Source organism: Streptomyces sp. NBC_00083 (genome assembly GCF_026343295.1).
Classification (GTDB): Bacteria; Actinomycetota; Actinomycetes; order Streptomycetales; family Streptomycetaceae; genus Streptomyces.
The window spans coordinates 591,482-609,037 of the sequence record NZ_JAPELY010000003.1; the positions used below are offsets into that span (position 1 = coordinate 591,482).

Annotated in this window: 18 protein-coding genes; 11 read left to right on the forward strand and 7 right to left on the reverse strand. The window is 74.3% G+C overall.

Annotated elements, in window-relative coordinates; all coding sequences use genetic code 11:
- Positions 1-58: 58 nt before the first annotated feature.
- From OOJ98_RS26525 to OOJ98_RS26535, 3 genes are all read left to right on the forward strand, one after another.
- Entirely contained in the window at positions 59-2,152 is a 2,094-nt protein-coding gene (locus OOJ98_RS26525) for a xanthine dehydrogenase family protein molybdopterin-binding subunit (protein ID WP_267057547.1), read from the forward strand.
- 361 nt (positions 2,153-2,513) lie between these two features.
- Entirely contained in the window at positions 2,514-4,034 is a 1,521-nt protein-coding gene (locus OOJ98_RS26530; RefSeq protein ID WP_267057548.1) for a PucR family transcriptional regulator ligand-binding domain-containing protein, read from the forward strand.
- Positions 4,035-4,158: 124 nt separating this feature from the next.
- Positions 4,159-4,872: an MgtC/SapB family protein gene (locus tag OOJ98_RS26535; RefSeq protein ID WP_267058254.1), complete on the forward strand. Its 714-nt coding sequence runs from the start codon at positions 4,159-4,161 to the stop codon at positions 4,870-4,872.
- Positions 4,873-4,879: 7 nt separating this feature from the next.
- Here the strand turns inward: OOJ98_RS26535 and OOJ98_RS26540 are convergent, their stop codons facing one another.
- Positions 4,880-5,698: a hypothetical protein gene (locus OOJ98_RS26540; protein ID WP_267057549.1), complete on the reverse strand. Its 819-nt coding sequence runs from the start codon at positions 5,696-5,698 to the stop codon at positions 4,880-4,882.
- 300 nt (positions 5,699-5,998) lie between these two features.
- Between OOJ98_RS26540 and OOJ98_RS34860 the strand changes: the two genes are divergently transcribed.
- Positions 5,999-6,706, forward strand: coding sequence for a chaplin (locus OOJ98_RS34860; RefSeq protein ID WP_323177939.1), 708 nt, complete (start codon positions 5,999-6,001; stop codon positions 6,704-6,706).
- 79 nt (positions 6,707-6,785) lie between these two features.
- Here OOJ98_RS34860 and OOJ98_RS26555 read toward each other — a convergent pair whose 3' ends face one another.
- Positions 6,786-7,325 (reverse strand): hypothetical protein, encoded by a 540-nt coding sequence (locus tag OOJ98_RS26555; protein WP_267057550.1) that lies wholly within the window; start codon positions 7,323-7,325, stop codon positions 6,786-6,788.
- A 221-nt stretch (positions 7,326-7,546) separates the two neighbouring features.
- Between OOJ98_RS26555 and OOJ98_RS26560 the strand changes: the two genes are divergently transcribed.
- Both OOJ98_RS26560 and OOJ98_RS26565 read left to right on the forward strand, forming a co-directional pair.
- On the forward strand, positions 7,547-8,431 hold the full coding sequence (locus tag OOJ98_RS26560; protein ID WP_267057551.1) for an ABC transporter substrate-binding protein: 885 nt from the start codon (positions 7,547-7,549) through the stop codon (positions 8,429-8,431).
- Positions 8,432-8,557: 126 nt separating this feature from the next.
- On the forward strand, positions 8,558-9,382 hold the full coding sequence (locus OOJ98_RS26565) for an SAM-dependent methyltransferase (protein WP_267057552.1): 825 nt from the start codon (positions 8,558-8,560) through the stop codon (positions 9,380-9,382).
- A gap of 24 nt (positions 9,383-9,406) precedes the next feature.
- Here OOJ98_RS26565 and OOJ98_RS26570 read toward each other — a convergent pair whose 3' ends face one another.
- The 3 genes from OOJ98_RS26570 to OOJ98_RS26580 form a co-directional block, all read right to left on the reverse strand.
- Positions 9,407-9,664: a hypothetical protein gene (locus tag OOJ98_RS26570; RefSeq protein WP_267057553.1), complete on the reverse strand. Its 258-nt coding sequence runs from the start codon at positions 9,662-9,664 to the stop codon at positions 9,407-9,409.
- Between the two features lie 132 nt (positions 9,665-9,796).
- The gene (locus tag OOJ98_RS26575) at positions 9,797-10,696 is read right to left on the reverse strand and encodes a hypothetical protein (protein ID WP_267057554.1); all 900 of its coding nucleotides are present in this window, start codon (positions 10,694-10,696) and stop codon (positions 9,797-9,799) included.
- A complete protein-coding gene (locus tag OOJ98_RS26580; RefSeq protein WP_267057555.1) occupies positions 10,693-11,697 on the reverse strand; it encodes an SPFH domain-containing protein in 1,005 nt (334 codons plus the stop codon). Before OOJ98_RS26580 ends, OOJ98_RS26575 begins: the two co-directional genes overlap by 4 nt.
- A 307-nt stretch (positions 11,698-12,004) precedes the next feature.
- Between OOJ98_RS26580 and OOJ98_RS26585 the strand changes: the two genes are divergently transcribed.
- Positions 12,005-13,234, forward strand: coding sequence for a hypothetical protein (locus OOJ98_RS26585; RefSeq protein WP_267057556.1), 1,230 nt, complete (start codon positions 12,005-12,007; stop codon positions 13,232-13,234).
- A gap of 321 nt (positions 13,235-13,555) precedes the next feature.
- Entirely contained in the window at positions 13,556-13,756 is a 201-nt protein-coding gene (locus OOJ98_RS26590; RefSeq protein WP_267057557.1) for a hypothetical protein, read from the forward strand.
- A 49-nt stretch (positions 13,757-13,805) separates the two neighbouring features.
- On the opposite strand, the gene OOJ98_RS26595 is transcribed toward OOJ98_RS26590, so the two are convergent.
- The gene (locus tag OOJ98_RS26595) at positions 13,806-14,549 is read right to left on the reverse strand and encodes a phosphatase PAP2 family protein (protein ID WP_267057558.1); all 744 of its coding nucleotides are present in this window, start codon (positions 14,547-14,549) and stop codon (positions 13,806-13,808) included.
- 82 nt (positions 14,550-14,631) lie between these two features.
- Positions 14,632-15,303 carry a DedA family protein gene (locus OOJ98_RS26600; RefSeq protein WP_267057559.1) on the reverse strand — a complete coding sequence of 224 codons (672 nt, stop codon included), beginning with the start codon at positions 15,301-15,303 and terminating at the stop codon, positions 14,632-14,634.
- Between the two features lie 117 nt (positions 15,304-15,420).
- Between OOJ98_RS26600 and OOJ98_RS26605 the strand changes: the two genes are divergently transcribed.
- The 3 genes from OOJ98_RS26605 to OOJ98_RS26615 all read left to right on the forward strand — a co-directional run bounded on the left by OOJ98_RS26605 (position 15,421) and on the right by OOJ98_RS26615 (position 17,455).
- Positions 15,421-15,861 (forward strand): BlaI/MecI/CopY family transcriptional regulator, encoded by a 441-nt coding sequence (locus OOJ98_RS26605; RefSeq protein WP_267057560.1) that lies wholly within the window; start codon positions 15,421-15,423, stop codon positions 15,859-15,861.
- Positions 15,858-16,859: a M56 family metallopeptidase gene (locus tag OOJ98_RS26610; protein ID WP_267057561.1), complete on the forward strand. Its 1,002-nt coding sequence runs from the start codon at positions 15,858-15,860 to the stop codon at positions 16,857-16,859. Before OOJ98_RS26605 ends, OOJ98_RS26610 begins: the two co-directional genes overlap by 4 nt.
- A 65-nt stretch (positions 16,860-16,924) precedes the next feature.
- Positions 16,925-17,455: a DoxX family protein gene (locus tag OOJ98_RS26615; protein WP_267057562.1), complete on the forward strand. Its 531-nt coding sequence runs from the start codon at positions 16,925-16,927 to the stop codon at positions 17,453-17,455.
- Positions 17,456-17,556: the final 101 nt, after the last annotated feature.

The following is a 17,556-nucleotide window of genomic DNA, read 5'->3' on the forward strand; positions in this document are numbered from 1 at the left end:
GCCCCACCGCCTCCGACGAGGCCCGCCGCCCCTGACCCGCCCCGGGAGGAGATCCGCCATGGCCACGCAAGCGAACGCGCTCGGCGCACCCATCGAACGCCGTGAGGGCCGCGCGAAGGTGACGGGCGAAGCCCTGTACGCCACCGAGTACACGCCGCCGGGGTGTGCGTACGCCTGGCCGGTCACGGCCACCGTGGCGCGCGGCCGGGTGACCTCCGTCGACACCGGTAGCGCGCTCGGCCTGCCCGGGGTCCTCGCCGTCATCACCCCCGATTCGGCGCCCCGGCTCGCCGGGACGGACGACCCCACCCTCGCGCTCCTCCAGGACGCCCGGGTCCCGCACCACGGCTGGCCGGTCGCCCTCGCGGTCGCCGAGACCCTGGAGGCGGCGCGCGCCGCGGCCGAGGCCGTGCGCGTCGTGTACGAGACCGAGCCGCACGCCGCGCTCCTCGACGAGAACCTGGCCGACGCCTACCAACCCGACGAGGCCAACGGCGGCCACCCCGCGGAACGACGCCAGGGCGACCCCGAGGGCGCCTTCGCCGGGGCGCCGGTGACGGTCGACGTGCGCTACCGGCTGCCGCCGCTCTTCAACCACCCGATGGAGCCGCACGGGGCGACCGCGCTCTGGCACGAGGGGCGCCTGACGGCGTACGACACCAGTCAGGGCGCCGACGCGGTGCGCGCCGCCCTCGCCGAGCTGTTCGCGCTCCCCGAGGACCGCGTCACGGTGGTCTCCGAGCACGTGGGCGGCGGGTTCGGCTCCAAGGGCACGCCCCGGCCCCATGTCGTCCTCGCGGCGATGGCATCGCTGCACACCGGGCGCCCCGTCAAACTCACCCTGCCCAGGGGGCGGTTGGCTGAGCTGGTGGGCCACCGAGCGCCGACCCGCCACCGGTTGCGGCTTGGCGCCGAACCGGACGGCACCCTCGTCTCGGTGATGCACGAGGTCACCACGCACACCTCGCGCATCAAGGAGTTCGTCGAGCAGGCCGCGGTCCCCGCCCGCGTCATGTACGCCGCGGAGAACCTGCTCACCACCCACCAGGTGGCCGCCCTCGACGTGCCCACGCCGTCCTGGATGCGCGCACCGGGGGAGGCGCCCGGCATGTACGCCCTCGAATCGGCCGTCGACGAACTCGCCCACGCGCTCGGGATGGACCCCATCGAGTTCAGGGTGCGCAACGAACCCCGGGAAGAGCCGGACAGCGGGCGGCCGTTCAGCAGCCGCCACCTCGTCGAGTGCCTGCGCGAGGGAGCGCGGCGGTTCGGCTGGTCCGACCGGGACCCCCGGCCGGGAACCCGGCGTTCGGGGCCCTGGCTCTCGGGCACCGGAGTGGCCGCCGCCACCTACCCGGTGCTCGTCTCGCCCAGCCGCGCCACGGTCACCGTCCACCCCGACGGCCTGTACGTGGTGCGGATCAACGCCACCGACATCGGCACCGGGGCCCGCACCGTGCTGGCGCAGGTCGCCGCCGAGGCGCTCGGCGTCGGTGTGGAGGAGGTCCGTACCGAGATCGGCACCACGGGCCTGCCCAGGGCGCCGCTCGCCGGCGGCTCGTCCGGCACCGCGTCGTGGGGCTGGGCCGTGCACGAGGCGTGCCGCTCGCTCTCCCGTCAACTCCAGGAGCGCACCGGCCCGTTGCCCCCCGAAGGCCTCACCGCGTCCGCCGACACCAAGGGCTCGGCGGACGAGGAGTCCCCGTACGCCCGGCACGCCTTCGGCGCCCACTTCGCGGAGGTGGCGGTCGACGCCGACACCGGTGAGGTACGGGTGCGCCGGCTGCTCGGCGTGTACGCCGCCGGGCGCATCCTCAACGAGCGGACCGCCCGGTCCCAGTTCATCGGCGGCATGGTCATGGGGCTCGGCATGGCCCTAACCGAGCGCGGCAGCGTGGACGCCGCGTCCGGTGCCTTCATCGGCAGCGACCTCGCGGGCTACCACGTGCCCGCGCACGCGGACGTGCCCGCCGTCGAGGCGCACTGGATCGACGAGCGGGACGAGCACCTCAACCCGATGGGCAGCAAGGGGATCGGCGAGATCGGCATCGTCGGCACCGCCGCCGCCATCGGCAACGCCGTCCACCACGCCACCGGGGTCCGCTGCCGGGAACTCCCGCTCACGCCCGACCGCGTGCACGGCGGGCTGTGACCCCGGGCGGCGCCGAGGCCGCCCCGCCCCCGGAGAGCAGCGCTCCCGCCCCGTGAGGGCACCCCCGCGAGCCCGGATCCGTACCCATTCGAGTGGGTGCGGGGCCGGGCTCGCCGGCATGCCCGCCGGGCGGCGACGGCTCGGCCGGGCCGTCCGCCCGACCACGATCCAAGCACCCGCAGGCTGCGCGGCTCGACTGGTGCGCCACACGGAAAACCACCAGAGCGGAGCGGGGAGTCTGGAGGATCAACCAAGAGGAGTTTCCGCCGTCTCGCCTTGCATCTACGATGCATGAACTCATATTCACCTGGTGAATGCGAGACCCGGTGCCATCGGCCCGGCCCGCACCAAGGAGCCACTCATGCACGTCGAAGACCTCCTGCGTCTCGAATCGCTCGACCTGGAACTGCTCTGGGGCGAGCAGCAGCAGCTCGACCGGGAGATCACCGGGGTGACCGCCACCGACCTGGAGGACCCGACCCGCTTCGTGCGGCCGGGCGAGGTCGTGCTCAGCGGGCTCGTGTGGTGGAGCCACGCCAACGGCACCGAGAAGGTCAGCCGCTTCGTCTCCGCGCTCGCCGGCGCGGGCGCGGCGGCGCTGCTGGCCGGGGAGGAGACGCACGGCTCCGTACCCAAGGAGCTGGCCCGCTCGTGCAAGGAGAGCGGCATCGCCCTCATCGCCGTACCGTCGCGCACCAACTTCCGCGCCATCACCGAGGCCGTGTACCTGCGCCAGTGGGGCGACCTCAGCAGGCGGCCCACCTCGCACCGCCACGCGCTGCCCGAGAACGTCCGCACCGAACTCAGCGAACTCGTCCGCGCGGGCGTCGCCCCCGATGTCCTGCTCGACCGCGCGCTCGGCCACCTCGGCGCGCCCGCCTGCTACGTCCTGACACCCACCGGCCGCACCGTGGCGCGCACCCCCAAGGCGCCGGCGCTGCCCCCGCAACGCGCCAGGGAACTGCTGCGCCGCGCACCCGACGGCATCACGCTGCGGGTCGGCACCGACAGTTCCGCGTACGACAGCTGGCACCTGTACCTCATCGACGCGGCCGCCGCCCCGCCCCGGCTCCTGCACGAAACCGCGGAGGTCCTCGCCGATCACCGCTACGACCGGGACCGGCTCAGGAACGAGAGCAGGAAGCGGGCCGGTGAGCTGATCCGGACCATCGAGACGCGGTCCGCCGATCCCGCGGCGCTCACCGGCGCCCTGACCGCCTGCGGCCTCTCCACCGACGGGCCGTTCCTTGTGGTCAGCGCGGCCACGCCGGAGGACGGTGACCAGGGCTCGGCGGCCGACGCCCTCGCCGAGGCCCTGCGCCACCCGCCCGGCCGGCCCTTCGCGCTCGACCGGCTCCCGCACGGCGAGGCGGTGGCCGTGGTCGAGGGCGGGCCCGAAGTGGCGCGCGCACTGCGCGCGTTGTGGCCCGAGGTGCACGCCTGCGCGCCCCTGGTCCCGCTCCACGGCGGCATCGGCCCCGCGGCCGGCCCGGCCCAGCTGCACGCCGCCCTGTCCGGGGCCCGTTACGCCCGCTCCACCTCCCACGCGCAGGAGCCCGGCGGGGCGCGGGTGACCGCCATGAACGACCTCACCACCCTGGAGGGGCTGCTCGCGGGGATACCCGCCGACGTGCGCGCCGCCTACCACACCCACGTCCTGGGGCCCCTCGCCGACGACTCGCACTCCTCCGCACAGATGCTCCGGGAGACCCTGGAGACCTTCCTCGCGCACAACGGCTCCTGGGCGCGCACCGCCGAGGCCCTGCATCTGCACGTCAACACGGTCCACTACCGCGTCCAGCGCATCGAGGTGCTGACCGGGCGCGACCTCTCGCTCCTGGAGCACAAGCTGGACCTGTACGCCGCCCTGCACTGCCGTTGACGCCCTGACCGGCCCGTTCGTGCGGGCGGGACGCCATGGAATGTGGCTCCATGGGTAGGGAGAGCCTGGCCGCGCGGTCCACGCGGGCGGCAGGGCAGAAGGGGAAGGGGAAGGGGTGTACGGAATGGTGATGGCGGCGGTGGCGGAACCGACGGGGCAGGGCTGGCTGCAGGCCGGCGAGTTCGGCCTGGCGTTCCTGCTGTCCGCGGCCATTGGCCTGGAGCGGGAGATCCGCCAGAAGGCGGCGGGCCTGCGCACCTACACCACGGTCGGCGTCGGCGCGGCCCTGTTCACCCTCGTCAGCAAGTACGGGTTCGGCGACGTCCTGCACACCGGGACCATCGAGCTCGATCCGTCCCGTGTGGCGGCGCAGATCGTGTCCGGGGTGGGCTTCATCGGTGCCGGCGTCATCTTCGTGCACCGGGGCTCGGTCCAGGGCCTCACCACCGCGGCGACGATCTGGCTGACGGCCGCCATCGGCGCGGCGGCCGCCGCGGGGCTGCCCCTGCTGTCGGTCCTGGCCGCCGCCGCGTACTTCGTCGCCGCCTACGCGGTACGCCCCCTGGTCCACCGGCTGCCCGCGATGCGCTCGGTGGCGTCGACCTTCCGGATCGCGTACGAGGAGCGCCCCGGGCTCCCGCAGGAGCTCATGAAGCAGTGCGAGCGCGGCGGGTTCACCGTCGAGGGGTTCCAGGTGGTGAGGGCGGGCGGCCCCGGTGGCGCGGCGGAAGTGCTGATCTCGGCGGTCGGCCGCGGCGATCCGAGCGCGCTGACCGTCCGGTTCGCGGATGTGGCGGGCGTGGTGGCCTGCAGCCGCGACGGCGACGAGGACGAGTGACCCGCCCTCAGGCAGCGAGCGCCTCGCGGCGCCCCGTGGTCCCGTCGCGCTCGCGGCCGGCGAACAGGCCGAGCGCCACGGCGAAGGTGATGGCGACGATGTGCTCGCGGCCCGCCAGATTGGGCTTCTCGAAGGACCGGAGCACCGTCGGCATGACGGCGCACACGAACAGCACCGGAGCCCGCTTCAGCGCGGCGATGTGAGCGAAGAGGCCGACCACCGCGGCCGACGCCCCGGTGTCGATGACATGGGCCGCCTCCGCCGGCAGCCCCCACCACCGGGGACCCGCCGCGAGCATCACCCGCGCGCCGATCGTCCCCGCGAACGAGGCGGCGTACGCCACCACCAGCGTCCGGGTCCGCCCGAGCACCAGCTGCGCCAGCGCGAAGCAGGTGAACAGGACGGGGATGCCGGGAAGCGCCGGCAGGTCGCGGGCCGGCACGAACAGGGAGAGGGGCGTACGGAGCAGGACGAGCGGGAGCGGGATGTCGCCGCGGACGTGCGAGGTGAGCCGCACCAGGGTGGCGCCGGTGCGGGTCTGGTCCACCGCGTGCAGCAGCAGTACGGCCGCCGACACGAGGACCGCCAGGAGCACCCCGGACAGGCCGCGCCGTACGAGCTCGCGGACCGGCTCCAGGACGATGGAGCGGAACTCGCGGCGCAGGCCGCGCCCGACGCTCCGGCCGAGAAGGCGTGCGAACCGTTCGACGCGGCGTTCGGCCCCACCGTGCGTCGCGGCCACGGGTGCGGCGGGCCGGCGCACGTCCGGCGTGGGAGCCGGCTCCGGCCCGACCGCCCGCGCCCGGGTCTCCGTCTCCCCGCGCACCATCAACCCCCAAGACCCGCCCCGGCCAGGGACTCCCCGCCGGCCTCCGGACGATCCTGTCACGGCAGGCACGCAGGGCCGGGGCCGCCCCCCGACCCCCTTGGGCCCCAGAGGCAGCACCGCGCAGCGCGCTCGACATAGGCGGACAAACATCCATGAATCGCGCCCGTCTGGAGTAAATCGAAAATCAGGCCACTCGATGGGGTGAAAGGCGTATTAGCCATAACCCATCTGGCCCTGTTCACGTTGAGGGCGGTGCGGGCGAGCGGTCCGCGACCAACTCCGGAAGGCAGGAAACCAATGAGACGGGTCGCCATGAAGGGCCTGGTCACGGCGGTGGCCACGGGCGGTGTGCTGGCAGCGACCGGCTACGCCTATGCGGACTCCAGCGCCGACGGGAGCGCCATCTCATCGCCGGGGGTGCTGGCAGGCAACACGGTCCAGCTGCCGGTGCACCTCCCGGTCAACGCGTGCGGAAACACCGTCGACGTCCTCGGGCTGCTCAACCCGGCCGCGGGCAACACATGCGCCAACGCCTCGGGCGGCGGCCACCGCGACGCCGGTCGGCCGGGTGCCGCGCACCCGGGCAGGGGCGGTGCGACGCACTCGGGCAACGGCGGGGGCGCCTCCGCGTCCGGAGGGGAGAAGGGTTCCCCCGGGGTCCTCTCCGGCAACGGTCTTCAGCTGCCGATCGACCTCCCGGTCAACATCACCGGCAACTCGGTGAGCGTCGTCGGCGTGGGCAACCCGTCCGTCGGCAACACCTCGGTGAACCACTCCACGCCGCCGGTACGGCACCTCCCCGCGCCGCCGCCGGCTCCCGCACCGCCCAAGCCGGTCCCGGCGCCGCCCGCCACTCCCGCGACCCCCGAGCCGCAGGAGCTGCCGCAGGCGGCCACGCTCGCCCACACCGGGTCCGACGGCCTCGGCCTCGCGATCCCGGCCTCGGCGGCGCTGCTCCTGGGCGGCGGCGTCCTCTACCGCAGGTTCCGGAGCGCCACGCGCTAGCGCACCCGAGCTGCCCGCGACGGTCCGGCCCCGGTGGCATCACCCGGGCCGGACCCTTGTGCTGTCCCGGCGGCGCGCCTCAGGAGCGGGCGGCGGGGCAGACGACCCGGAACACCGGGCTCCAGTACGTGTCGCTCGCGGAGAACAGGCCGCCGCCGTACTCGTAGTACAGGTACGAGGAGAAGCCCAGCTCCCGGCCGCACGCCGAGTCCGGGGCGATGCGGTAGGTCAGGGTCACCGAACGGCTCTCGCCGGGTGCCAGCGGCAGCGCGTAACTGAGGCCCAGGTTGCCGGAGCCGTCGGCCCTGCCGGAGCCGTCGTCCTTGCAGGGGTCGCCCTCCGAACGGCAGGACACCTGTGTGTACGTGAGGGCCGGCTGCCGGCTGGTCTCCCAGGTGGGCCGGATCGACTGGTAGACGAACCGGACCTCGGTCGCCTGGCTGTTGGTGAGCGTCACCGTCAGGTCGACGGTGGAGCCGGGGGTGACCTCCGTCGTGTCCGTGCTGAACGTCAGATCGGCCGTGTCCGCGCTGGCGGGGGTGCCCACACCGAACAGCAGGGCGCCGGCGCATGAAAGGACAGCGGCGAGACCGAGACCCGCGAGGCGTGTCGTCTTCATGGCTTCGCAGACTAGAAGCCCGACGCCGCTGCGTCGCCCCCATCGCCGCCCTACGGCTCGAAACCGCCGGTGTCCGCGGAGGGCCCGGACACCGGGGGCGTGACCGCCGCAGAGACCGGCGCCCGCGCAACTTGCTTGACGGTCCCCGGTGTTGGGCAGGCAAGCGGAGGGCCGGCCCGTCCGGGGCCGGCGACTCGACCGCATTGGGGGCGGATGACGTCATGGAGCAGACGGCCTGGCGATTCTCGGACGACCGTGGACAGGTGTCGACGGCGGCGGCCCCGCCGTCCCGCGTGGTGGCCTACATCCAGGCCGGAGCCACCCTGGAGGAGCTGGGTGTCCACCCGGTGGCGGTGTTCGGCTCCTTCCACGACGGGCCGCGCCCCGACCCGGCCAAGCGCGGCGCGCTTGACCCGGACGAGGTCGGCTACCTGGGAGCCGGCGGCGACCTGGACGTGGCGGCGCTGCTCGCCGTCGCACCCGACCTCGTCGTCGCCGTCAGCTACGGCGGCGGCCAGGTGTACGGGCTCGACCCGGAGACCGCCAAACATCTGGAGGAGCGGGTCGCGGTGGTGGTCATCGAGGTGGGACAGGCGCACTCCCTGGCGCGAATAAGGGGCCGGTTCGCCGAGCTGGCGCGGACGTTGGGCGCGGCCGACCAGGACGCCACCGCACTGTCCGCCGCCGAGGAGCGCCTGCGCGGCGCGGCCGGACGGACACCGCGGCCGAGCGTCCTCGCGCTGTCGCCGGCCGGCCCGGACCAGGTCCACCTGGCCCGCCCGCAGGCCTGGCCCGAGCTGCGGGAGCTCACGGGACACGGCGTGGACATGGCCGAACCGGGAGCCGGGCCCGGGGCGAGCTGGCTCACCACCGGGTGGGCCACGGCGGCCGAACTGCGCCCCGACATCGTCCTCGTGGACATCCGGTGCAATGCCGCGCCCATCGAGACCCTGCGGTCCGACGCCGACTGGCGCGCCCTGGAGAGCAGGGCCCGCATCGTGGCGTGGAACCCCGAGGCACCCTGCGGCGCCGCCGCCCACGCCGCCTTCTTCGCCCAGGTCGCGGGCGCGATCGAGGAGCACGGGACGGCGGCCCGGGGCGCGTGACGCGACGGGGGAGGGCCGGCGGGCTCGGAGACACCTCCGGTATACGGCACGTTCCCTGTGACAGTTCGCAACGGGAGTATCTAGATTGGCCGTTGACGCAGCGACGCATCTCCAGGAGACACACCCGTGACCGAGAACCCCGCACCCTCCTCGACGCCCGACCATGTGCGCGACCGCATCAACACCGCGCAGCCGCACACCGCGCGGATCTGGAACTACTGGCTGGGCGGCAAGGACAACTACCCCGTCGACCGGGAGACCGGTGACCAGATCCGGGCGCTGCACCCCGGCATCGGCGACTACGCCCAGGCCGACCGGCTCTTCCTCGGGCGGGCCGTGCGCCACCTCGTGGCCGACCGGGGCGTACGCCAGTTCCTCGACGTCGGCACCGGGCTTCCCACCGCCGACAACACCCACGAGGTGGCGCAGCGGCTGGCGCCCGAGTCCCGCATCGTCTACGTGGACAACGACCCGCTGGTCCTCGCCCACGCCCGCGCCCTGCTCACCAGCACCCCTGAGGGGCGCACGGACTACCTCGACGCCGATCTGCGGGACAGCGCGACCATCCTGGAGCACGCGGCGAAGACCCTCGACCTGAGCCAACCGGTCGCGCTCATGCTGCTCGGTGTCGTCATCTTCATCCCGGACGAGGCCGAGGCGCGCGCCCTCGTGGACAACCTGATGAAGGAACTCGCCCCGGGCAGCTACCTCGTGCTGTCGCACACCATCACCAGCCCGGCGATGCCCGACGTCGACGACGCCGTGGCGTTCTGGAACCAGCACGGCACGCCGAAGCTGACCCAGCGCACCCCGGAGCAGGTGGCCCGGTTCTTCGAGGGGCTCGACGTGCTGGAACCCGGCGTGGTGTCGTGCTCGCGCTGGCGCCCCGAGGAGGCCGGCACGCTCCCCGACGAGGTGGCGATGTACGGCGGTGTCGGCCACAAGCGCTGACCTCGCCACCCCGCACCGGGGCGCTCACGGCCCGGCCCGCCCCGGTCCGGGCGCCCCGCCGGTGTGGAGGCTGCCCACGAGCGTGAACAACGCGGCCTCGTTGCCCGCGAGCCCGGCCCGCGCGAGCGCCTCGTCCGCCTCGGCGATGACCCCTTCGAGGGCGAGCGGGGCCAAGGGGCGGTCCGCGGGCGAGTCGAGAGCCGCGCGGACGGTGCTCAGCAGGCGCAGATAGGCCTGGGCGGCGGAGCGTTCATGGGACGTCATCACAACGGTGGCGGTCATCGGCGGCCTTCCCTCGGCAGTACGGGCTCGCTGTTCACGATGCCGTACGCCACTGACAATCGCCGGGCACGGCCCGCTGACGCGCGGCGTCCGGCCCACCGGACCGGCCGGGCACCACCTGCGCCCGGCCGCTCAGTCCACCAGCCGCAGCGCCGCCTCCGCGATGCCCACGCTCACCGACTGACCCCACGTCAGGTCCAGCGCGTCGCTCTCCATGCCGTCCCCGAACGCGACCAGACGGTCCGACTCGACGGTGAGCCGCAGCCGTTGGGACCGGGACAGGTCCCCCTCGACGAGCGAGGTGCCGGTCACGGGCGAGGACCACGCCTCGCGCACGAACCACACGAGACGCCGATCGGTGCGGCCCGGCAGCACCGGCGCGTCCGCGCGCAGCCGGCCCAGCGAGCCCAGCCAGCCGGTGGCGCCCGTGCCCGTGCCGACGAGGACCCCGGAGGAGGCCTGCGCCTCCGGGGTGCCGGCCGGGTCGTCGGGGCCGATGCGGTAGCGAGCGGTCTGATGGCCGGGGGCGCCGAGGTAGATCTCGTTGAGCGCGAGCAGACGTTCCCGGTCGTCGGTGAGCGCCTCCACCATGGTGAGTTCCTCGACCGCGCACCCGGGTGCGCGCGCCGCGGACAGGAGCGCCGCCGCCGACGAGGGGCGGTGCCGCACCAGGACACCGGGGTTGCGTCCGGGCTCCGGATCGATGCCGATGACCGGCTGTCCCGACAGGTACTTCGCGGCGTTGGCGACCAGACCGTCCTGGCCCACCACCACGACCACGTCCTCCGGGGCGAACAGGAATCGGTCGAGGTCACCGCGCTCGACCCGGGCCTGACGCCATGTCGGGGGAACGGCGGCGGCCACGTCCGCGAGGGCGCGCGCCGCCCGGTGGTGGCGGTCGGCCACCTCCCGGACGGACCGGCCGCGGGAGGAGAGGAAGAAGTCGGCCTGGCCGTGGGTGCCGTGCCGGGTCAGCAACTCCTCGTACTCCGACGCGCGGTGGACGAGCACCGCGCGGGGGGCCAGGCTCATGCCGGGCCGCCCCGGCCGAGCCGGGCCAGTACGTCGGTGAGCAGGTCGGGGGAGAGGGTGAGGCTCTCGATCCGGGGCAGGTTCTCGGCCAGCCGGGTCGCGGCCAGGGCGTGCAGCGTGGCGGTGTCCGCCTCGCCGTGCACCCGCAGCCAGGCACCCTGTGCCCCGGCGCGGGCCTCGCCCGACACCCGGGCCGCCTCCGCCTCGGCCTGGGCAAGGCGCACCGTGCGGTCGGCCTCCGCACCGGTGCGTACCGCGTCGGCCGCCGCTGCCTCCTCGGCCTCGCGCCGGGTGTTGGTGCCGCGCTGTTCCACCAACTCCTCCTCGCGGCGGGCGAGTTCGATGCGGCTCGCGAGTTCGTTCTCGGCGATGGTCCGCTCCCGCTCGACCGCCACCGCCCGCCGTTCGTAGGTCGCGCGGTCGGCCTCCTGCTGGATCCGCTCGCGCGCCGGAGTGCGCAGCGCGCGCTCGACCTCGGGCTCGGGGCGGATCGCCACGACCCGCGCCGCCACGACCTCGATGCCGGTCGCGGGCAGCCGGGGCTCGGCCGCGAGCCCGGCCGCGATCCGCTCGCGCACGGCCGCGACACCGTCGGCGAGCGCCGCCGAGAGGTCGGTGCGCGCCAGTACATCGAGGGCGTGCTGCTGCGCCGTCTCGGTCAGCAGCGTCGACAGCTGCTCCAGCGGATCGCCCCGCCAGACCCCGGTGTCCGGGTCGATCGAGAAGTCGAGGCGGTCGGCGGCGGTGCCCGGCTCGCTGATCCGGTAGGTCACGGTCGCCTGCACGGTGACGTCCTGGAAGTCGGCGGTGCGGGCGTGGAAGGCCATGGCCAGTTCCCGGTCGTTGACCGGTACTTCGGAGAGCGCGGCGCTCAGCGGCCGGAACCAGAAGCTCAGTCCGGTGCCGTCGTGGGCGGGGCGCCCGTTCCTGTGGTGCCGGATGTGCGAGGTGGGCGCGGAACGCAGATGGCGCCAGCCGAAGCGCCGTGAGATGTCGGCCATGGGGAACCCCTCTCTTTTCGTCACCATGACGATAGGGCGTCCTCTATTTATAGTCAAGGTGACTCTAAAAGGAGGAAGGGCGGCGCGTCCGGCGCGAGTTGGGGTGGCAGGCCGATGGGCCGGTCATGGTCAACGCTTTAACTCCGCTTTGCCCGCCCCCGGGAGGGGTGGTGCGGGCTCGGGCGCGGGGGTCGGCCATGAGGCTCACATGGCAGGGCGAGCGGCTCACATTAGGTGGAAATCGGGTTAATTAGCCCGGCTTTGGTCTACACATCTGGGGTCCGTGGGATCGGTGACGGGAGCAGGCATGCCAGACATCAGTCGAAGGGGATTGCTGGGCGCGGGACTTGGGGCGGTCGCCGCGGTGGGGCTCGCCGGGTGCGGTTCCTCGGGAGACGGAGGCGCCCAGGCGGGCCGGCCGGGGCTCGGGCAGGGTCCGGGCAAGGCGAAGACGCAGCCCAAGCTCATCGGTGACGGTTCGACGGCGGACACCGGCCGTCAGCCCAACCAGCCCGGCAGGCCCGTCCGGCTCGAACCCGGCGAGACCCCGCCGCAGTTCGTGATCTTCTCCTGGGACGGCGCGGGCGAGGTCGGCAACGGACTCTTCCCGCGCTTCCTCGACCTGGCGAGGGACCACGGCGCCGGCATGACGTTCTTCCTCTCCGGCCTCTATCTGCTCCCCGAGTCCAAGCGGGGCCTCTACCGCCCGCCGAACAACCCCACCGGCGCCTCCGACATCGGCTACCTCAGCGACGCGCACGTCAAGGAGACGCTGAAGTACACCCGGCAGGCCTGGCTGGACGGCCACGAGATCGGCACCCACTTCAACGGCCACTTCTGCGGCGGCTCGGGATCGGTCGCCAACTGGACGCCCGCCCAGTGGAACAGCGAGATCGACCAGGCCGTCTCCTTCGTCACCGAATGGCGCACCAACACGGGCTGGGGCGAGGAGGACCCGCTACCGTTCGACTACCACAGGGAACTCGTCGGCGGCCGTACGCCGTGTCTGCTCGGCCAGGACAACCTGCTGCCCGCCGCCCAGGACCGGGGCTGGCGCTACGACGCCTCATCGCCCGGCGGCCGTCAGAAGTGGCCGGAGAAGCGCCACGGCATCTGGGACCTGCCCCTCCAGGGCATCCCCTTCCCCGGGCACTCCTTCGAGGTCCTGTCGATGGACTACAACATCCTCGCCAACCAGTCGAAGAACTCGACCAAGGCGCCGCCGGCCAACTACCCGGGCTGGCGCGCGCAGGCCACCCAGGCGTACCTGGCGGGCTTCAAGCGTGCGTACGAGACCAACCGCGCGCCCTTGTACATCGGCAACCACTTCGAGGAGTGGAACGGCGGCATCTACATGGACGCCGTCGAGGAGGCGCTGAAGGCGATGGCCGGCAGGCCGGACGTACGGCTGGTGTCGTTCCGCCAGTTCGTGGACTGGCTCGACGAGCAGGACCCGAAGGTGCTCGACCGGCTCCGCGCCCTGGAAGTGGGGCAGGCGCCACCGGGCGGCTGGAACGCGTACTTCAAGGCGGCCTGAGACGGGCGTGTCTCAAGGCGGCGGCGGGAGTTCCAGGTCGGCGGGCCGCTCCGCCATGGATCACTCGATCGGGTGTCGGCCCCTCCTCTTTGCCCGGACGCGACCCGACCGGCGCACCCTGCGGCGATGTACGCGGTCGGGGGAAACCTGCCGCGTTCCGCGGTGTGCTCGCGACTGCGCCGAGAGGCGGACGGGCCATGCCCGGGGTTCGCTCGAAGGACGGAAGCGGGTCCCGGCCGGGCGGCATCGCCGCGCGCACCGGCGGCCCGGACCCGGAGCGGAGAGCGGCCCCGGCGCAGCCCGGGGCGGAGGGAGCACACCATGCACGAACTGCGAGCGGAAGCGGTTCTCGACGGGATAGGCGCGCACGACTGCGACGCACTCCTGTGGCACGTCATGAGCGACGACGACCCCAGGACCCTCTGCGGGCGCAGCCTGGAGCGGGAGAAGGCGGCGACGCCGGCCCGGCCGGAGCTCACCGACGCCGACCGCTACTGCGGAGACTGCATGGCCGCCTGCTGAACCGGGCCCGGCGGGACCAACCCACGCGCGTACAGGCTCTGTTGGGGCTTCAAGGCCCCTTCGGGCCGCTCGGCGGGCGCGCCTCCAGGGGTGCGCGGACGTGGCCGGCCGTACGCCGGAGCGCGAAGCGCCCGCGGGGCGCCGTGGCGAGGGCCGCCAGAGCGAGCCAGAGCGAGGCGAAGAGCCAGCCGCCCAGCACGTCGCTCGCCCAGTGCACCCCGAGGTAGACCCGGGAGAGCCCGACGGCCACCGCCCAGAGGCAGAGCACGGCGATGGCGGGGCGGGCGGCCGAGAGGGAACAGCGGGTCAGCACCGCCCAGGCGAGCAGGCCCGCGGTGAGGGCGCTCGTGGTGGTGTGCCCGGAGGGGAAGGAGAACCCGGACGCCGTGGTGGCCCAGTCGTACGCGGCCGGGCGGGGCCGGGCGACCGCCAGCATCAAGCCGAACCGCACCAGCTGGCCGAGGACGAGCACCGCGAGCGCCCCGGCCACCGCGTACCGGCGCCCGGTGCCGTCGCGGCCCGCGATCAGGCCGGCGACCACGGCCAGGGCGTAGGGCACCACCCCGCTGCCGGTCGCCGTGACGGCGCGCGCGGTGGCCACCGCGACCGGCGGACGGTGGTGGAGCGGCCACCGGTGCAGGGCCGGATCGCCCGGGAGCGGGGCGCCGTGCCGGACGGCTACGGCCACCGTGAGCGCGGCGAACAGTACGAGAAGCACCGCGCCGGCCGCGCAGGTGCGCCGGAACGCCGTCGTCGAACGGTCACCTCCCGCCGCGCCGGATGCGCCGGTCACCGCGGGCCGCGCCGATCGCCACCGCCGCGCCCACCGCGCGCACGGGCGGCGTGCTCGCGCGGCGGGCGCCGGTCGATGTGCATCAGCGGCTCTCCTCGGTGGCCGCACGCGCACGACGGGCGCGCAGCACCTCCAGGGCGACCGGCGTGAGGGACACCGCCACGACCAGGGCGACGAGCGGCAGCAGATAGCGGTCGACGTTCGGCACGGACGAGCCGAGCGCGTAACCGCCGAGCACCAGCGCGCACGTCCACACGAGTCCCCCCACGACCTGCCACAGGGCGAAGACGCGGGCCGGTACGCCGAGGGCGCCCGCGAGCGGGTTCAGTACCGTACGCACGATCGGCACGAAGCGCGCCAGGACGATCGCCTTCGCGTGCCCGTACTTGGCGAGGAGCTCCTCGGCGCGGGCCGCCCCCTCGTGCAGTTTGCGGGACTTGCTGCGGGCCAGCAGGGCCCGGCCGCCGCGGCGGCCGATCCAGTACCCCACCTGGGCGCCGATCAGGGCCCCGGCCACCGAGCAGACCAGGACCTGGGGGAGCGACAGCGAGACGGGCCCGTTGCCGCCGGGCACACTGAGCAGTCCCGCGGTGAACAGCAGGGAGTCGCCCGGCAGGAGAAAGCCCACGAGCAGGCCGGTCTCGGCGAAGAGCACCACGGCGACACCCAGGGCGCCGAAAGCGGACAGCAGTGAGCCCGCGTCGAGGACGTTCACGGCCTGGGGGGCCGAGGCGAGCAGGGGTACGGCTGTCATGTCGGTGGGCCCTCCCATAATGGTGGTCGGGCCGGTCGTCGTGGAGACGCGCGGCCCGGCCGATGCCAGTGACACGGATGGTCTACAGCACTGTAGACGAATGAGGAGGAGTGTCCCATGACTGCCAGGGGAGGCGTCGGACACGGAGAGCCGAGACGGCCGGCGGGCGAGCTGGAGGCCGGGGTCCTCGCCGCGCTCTGGGCCGCCGACGAGCCGCTCACTCCCGGCGAGGTGCAGGCGCAGCTCGGCGGCGGTCTCGCCCGCACCACGGTCACCACCATCCTCAGCCGGCTCCACGACAAGGGCTCGGTCACCCGCCGGCGCGCCGGGCGCGGCTACACATACACCCCGACGGAGGACGCGCCGGGGCTCACCGCCCGCCGCATGCACACCGAGCTGGCGAAGGAGGAGGACCGCTCCACCGTCCTCGCCCGCTTCGTCTCCCAGCTCAGCGACGAGGACGAGCGGCTCCTGCGTGCGCTCCTCGAAGGGCCCGGCGGCGGCCTGGAAGGGCTCCCCGGCGACGACCCGGGCCGGTCCGGGGGCAGCGGCGGATGATCTTCTCGGTGTGGATCCCGCTGCTCGTGCCCTTCCTCGCGGTGCCCGCGGCGCGCCGGCTCGCCGAAGCGCTGCCGCCCCGCCCGGCCGCCTGGCTGCTCGCCGCCGCGGCGGCCGGCCTCGCCCTCTGCTCGACGGCGGCGCTGGGCCTGATCGCGCTGGCCGGAGCGCTCCGGCTGCCCTTCGTCGCCTCGCTGGGTCATCTGGCGGTTCCGCTGGACGCGCTCCCCGCCTGGCTCGCCTTCCCGGCCGCCGCCACCGCGGCGGCGCTCGTGGCCCTCTCGGCGACCGCCCTGGTCCGCACCGTACGCCGCCACATGGCCGAACTGCGCGTCGCCCGCGCCCGGTTGAGGCCGGCCGGAAGTGAGCTGGCCGTGCTGCGGGACCCCAACCCCGACGCCTACGCACTGCCCGGCCGCCCGGGGCGGATCGTCGTCACCACCGGCATGCTGCGCACCCTCGAACCCGCCGAGCGGGAAGCCCTGTTCGCCCACGAGCGGGCCCATCTCCAGGGCCGCCACCACCTGTTCCTGGCCGTCGCCGAGCTCGCCGGGCACTGCCACCCCGGCCTGCGTCCGCTGCGCGCACCCCTCGCGTTCGCCCTGGAGCGCTCCGCCGACGAGTACGCCGCCGCGGCCGTCGGCGACCGCGGCCTTGCCGCCCGCGCGATCGGCCGCGCCGCCCTCGCCTCGCGCGCCGCCGTCTCCCGGCCCCGCGCGGTGCTCGCCGCCACCGCCGGGCCGGTGCCGCGCCGGGTCGCCGCCCTGCTCGAGCGCCACCCCGCGAAGGGCCTCGCCCGCTCGCCCGGCGCCCGGCTGATAGCGGCCGTCCTGCTGGGCTGCCTGTGCGCCTCGGCGGCCTCGGCCATCGACGCGGCGGCCGATCTGCACGGCGGCATCGAAACGGCCCAGGGCGAGACCGGCCACGACCGGCGTGCGACGGACGGCCCGAAGGCGGCGGCCCCGGGCGCCGTGACCCGTACGGCCCAGCAACGCTGAGGGTCCGCCACCCCAGGACCCGAGAGTGGGAGTCGAGCCCATCGCCCCACGCTCCGGGAGACGTCATGACCTGCCTCAACCGCCGCGACCTGGGACTGCTCGTGCTGAGGACCGGCACCGGAGCGGTCCTCATGGCGCACGGCGCCCAGAAGCTCTTCGGCTGTTTCGGCGGTGCCGGGCTCGACGGCACCGCCGCCGCCATGGAGCACATGGGCTTCCGCCCCGGCAAGCAGAGCGCGATCGCCGCCGGTCTCGGCGAGATGGGCGGCGGCGCCCTGCTGGCCCTCGGCCTCGCCACCCCCGCCGCAGGTGCCGCCGCGGCCGGAGCCATGGCGGGGGCGGTCTCCGTGCACGCCCCGGCCGGCTTCTTCGCCCAGGCCGGCGGGTTCGAGTACCCGGCGTTCCTCGGCTTCACCGCCGCCGCGATCGGCCTCGCCGGAGCGGGCCGCTACTCCCTCGACCACGCCACGGACCACGTCGTCGACCAGCCCTGGACCGTCGCCCTCGCCTTCCTGGGCAGCGCCGTGGCGGCAGCGGCGGTGGTCGGACGCCGCGCCAAGGAGCGGGCCAAGCCCGAGGCCGAGCCCTCCGACTGAACCGGGCACCGCTGCGGCGGAGCCCGGCACGACGGACCGCGATCCGGAGAGCCCAACAGCCCATGCACACGCCCGACTTGTACGTACTCGCGCGGATTGGG

What these genes read in the sequence shown, in the direction of transcription:
- OOJ98_RS26590 (WP_267057557.1), top strand. Translation starts at nt 13,556, where the DNA reads ATGCACGAACTGCGAGCGGAAGCGGTTCTCGACGGGATAGGCGCGCAC.
- OOJ98_RS26560 (WP_267057551.1), top strand. Translation starts at nt 7,547, where the DNA reads ATGGAGCAGACGGCCTGGCGATTCTCGGACGACCGTGGACAGGTGTCG.
- OOJ98_RS26615 (WP_267057562.1), top strand. Translation starts at nt 16,925, where the DNA reads ATGACCTGCCTCAACCGCCGCGACCTGGGACTGCTCGTGCTGAGGACC.
- OOJ98_RS26575 (WP_267057554.1), bottom strand. Translation starts at nt 10,696, where the DNA reads ATGAGCCTGGCCCCCCGCGCGGTGCTCGTCCACCGCGCGTCGGAGTAC.
- OOJ98_RS26580 (WP_267057555.1), bottom strand. Translation starts at nt 11,697, where the DNA reads ATGGCCGACATCTCACGGCGCTTCGGCTGGCGCCATCTGCGTTCCGCG.
- OOJ98_RS34860 (WP_323177939.1), top strand. Translation starts at nt 5,999, where the DNA reads ATGAGACGGGTCGCCATGAAGGGCCTGGTCACGGCGGTGGCCACGGGC.
- OOJ98_RS26525 (WP_267057547.1), top strand. Translation starts at nt 59, where the DNA reads ATGGCCACGCAAGCGAACGCGCTCGGCGCACCCATCGAACGCCGTGAG.
- OOJ98_RS26570 (WP_267057553.1), bottom strand. Translation starts at nt 9,664, where the DNA reads ATGACCGCCACCGTTGTGATGACGTCCCATGAACGCTCCGCCGCCCAG.
- OOJ98_RS26585 (WP_267057556.1), top strand. Translation starts at nt 12,005, where the DNA reads ATGCCAGACATCAGTCGAAGGGGATTGCTGGGCGCGGGACTTGGGGCG.
- OOJ98_RS26600 (WP_267057559.1), bottom strand. Translation starts at nt 15,303, where the DNA reads ATGACAGCCGTACCCCTGCTCGCCTCGGCCCCCCAGGCCGTGAACGTC.
- OOJ98_RS26605 (WP_267057560.1), top strand. Translation starts at nt 15,421, where the DNA reads ATGACTGCCAGGGGAGGCGTCGGACACGGAGAGCCGAGACGGCCGGCG.
- OOJ98_RS26535 (WP_267058254.1), top strand. Translation starts at nt 4,159, where the DNA reads ATGGTGATGGCGGCGGTGGCGGAACCGACGGGGCAGGGCTGGCTGCAG.
- OOJ98_RS26610 (WP_267057561.1), top strand. Translation starts at nt 15,858, where the DNA reads ATGATCTTCTCGGTGTGGATCCCGCTGCTCGTGCCCTTCCTCGCGGTG.
- OOJ98_RS26555 (WP_267057550.1), bottom strand. Translation starts at nt 7,325, where the DNA reads ATGAAGACGACACGCCTCGCGGGTCTCGGTCTCGCCGCTGTCCTTTCA.
- OOJ98_RS26530 (WP_267057548.1), top strand. Translation starts at nt 2,514, where the DNA reads ATGCACGTCGAAGACCTCCTGCGTCTCGAATCGCTCGACCTGGAACTG.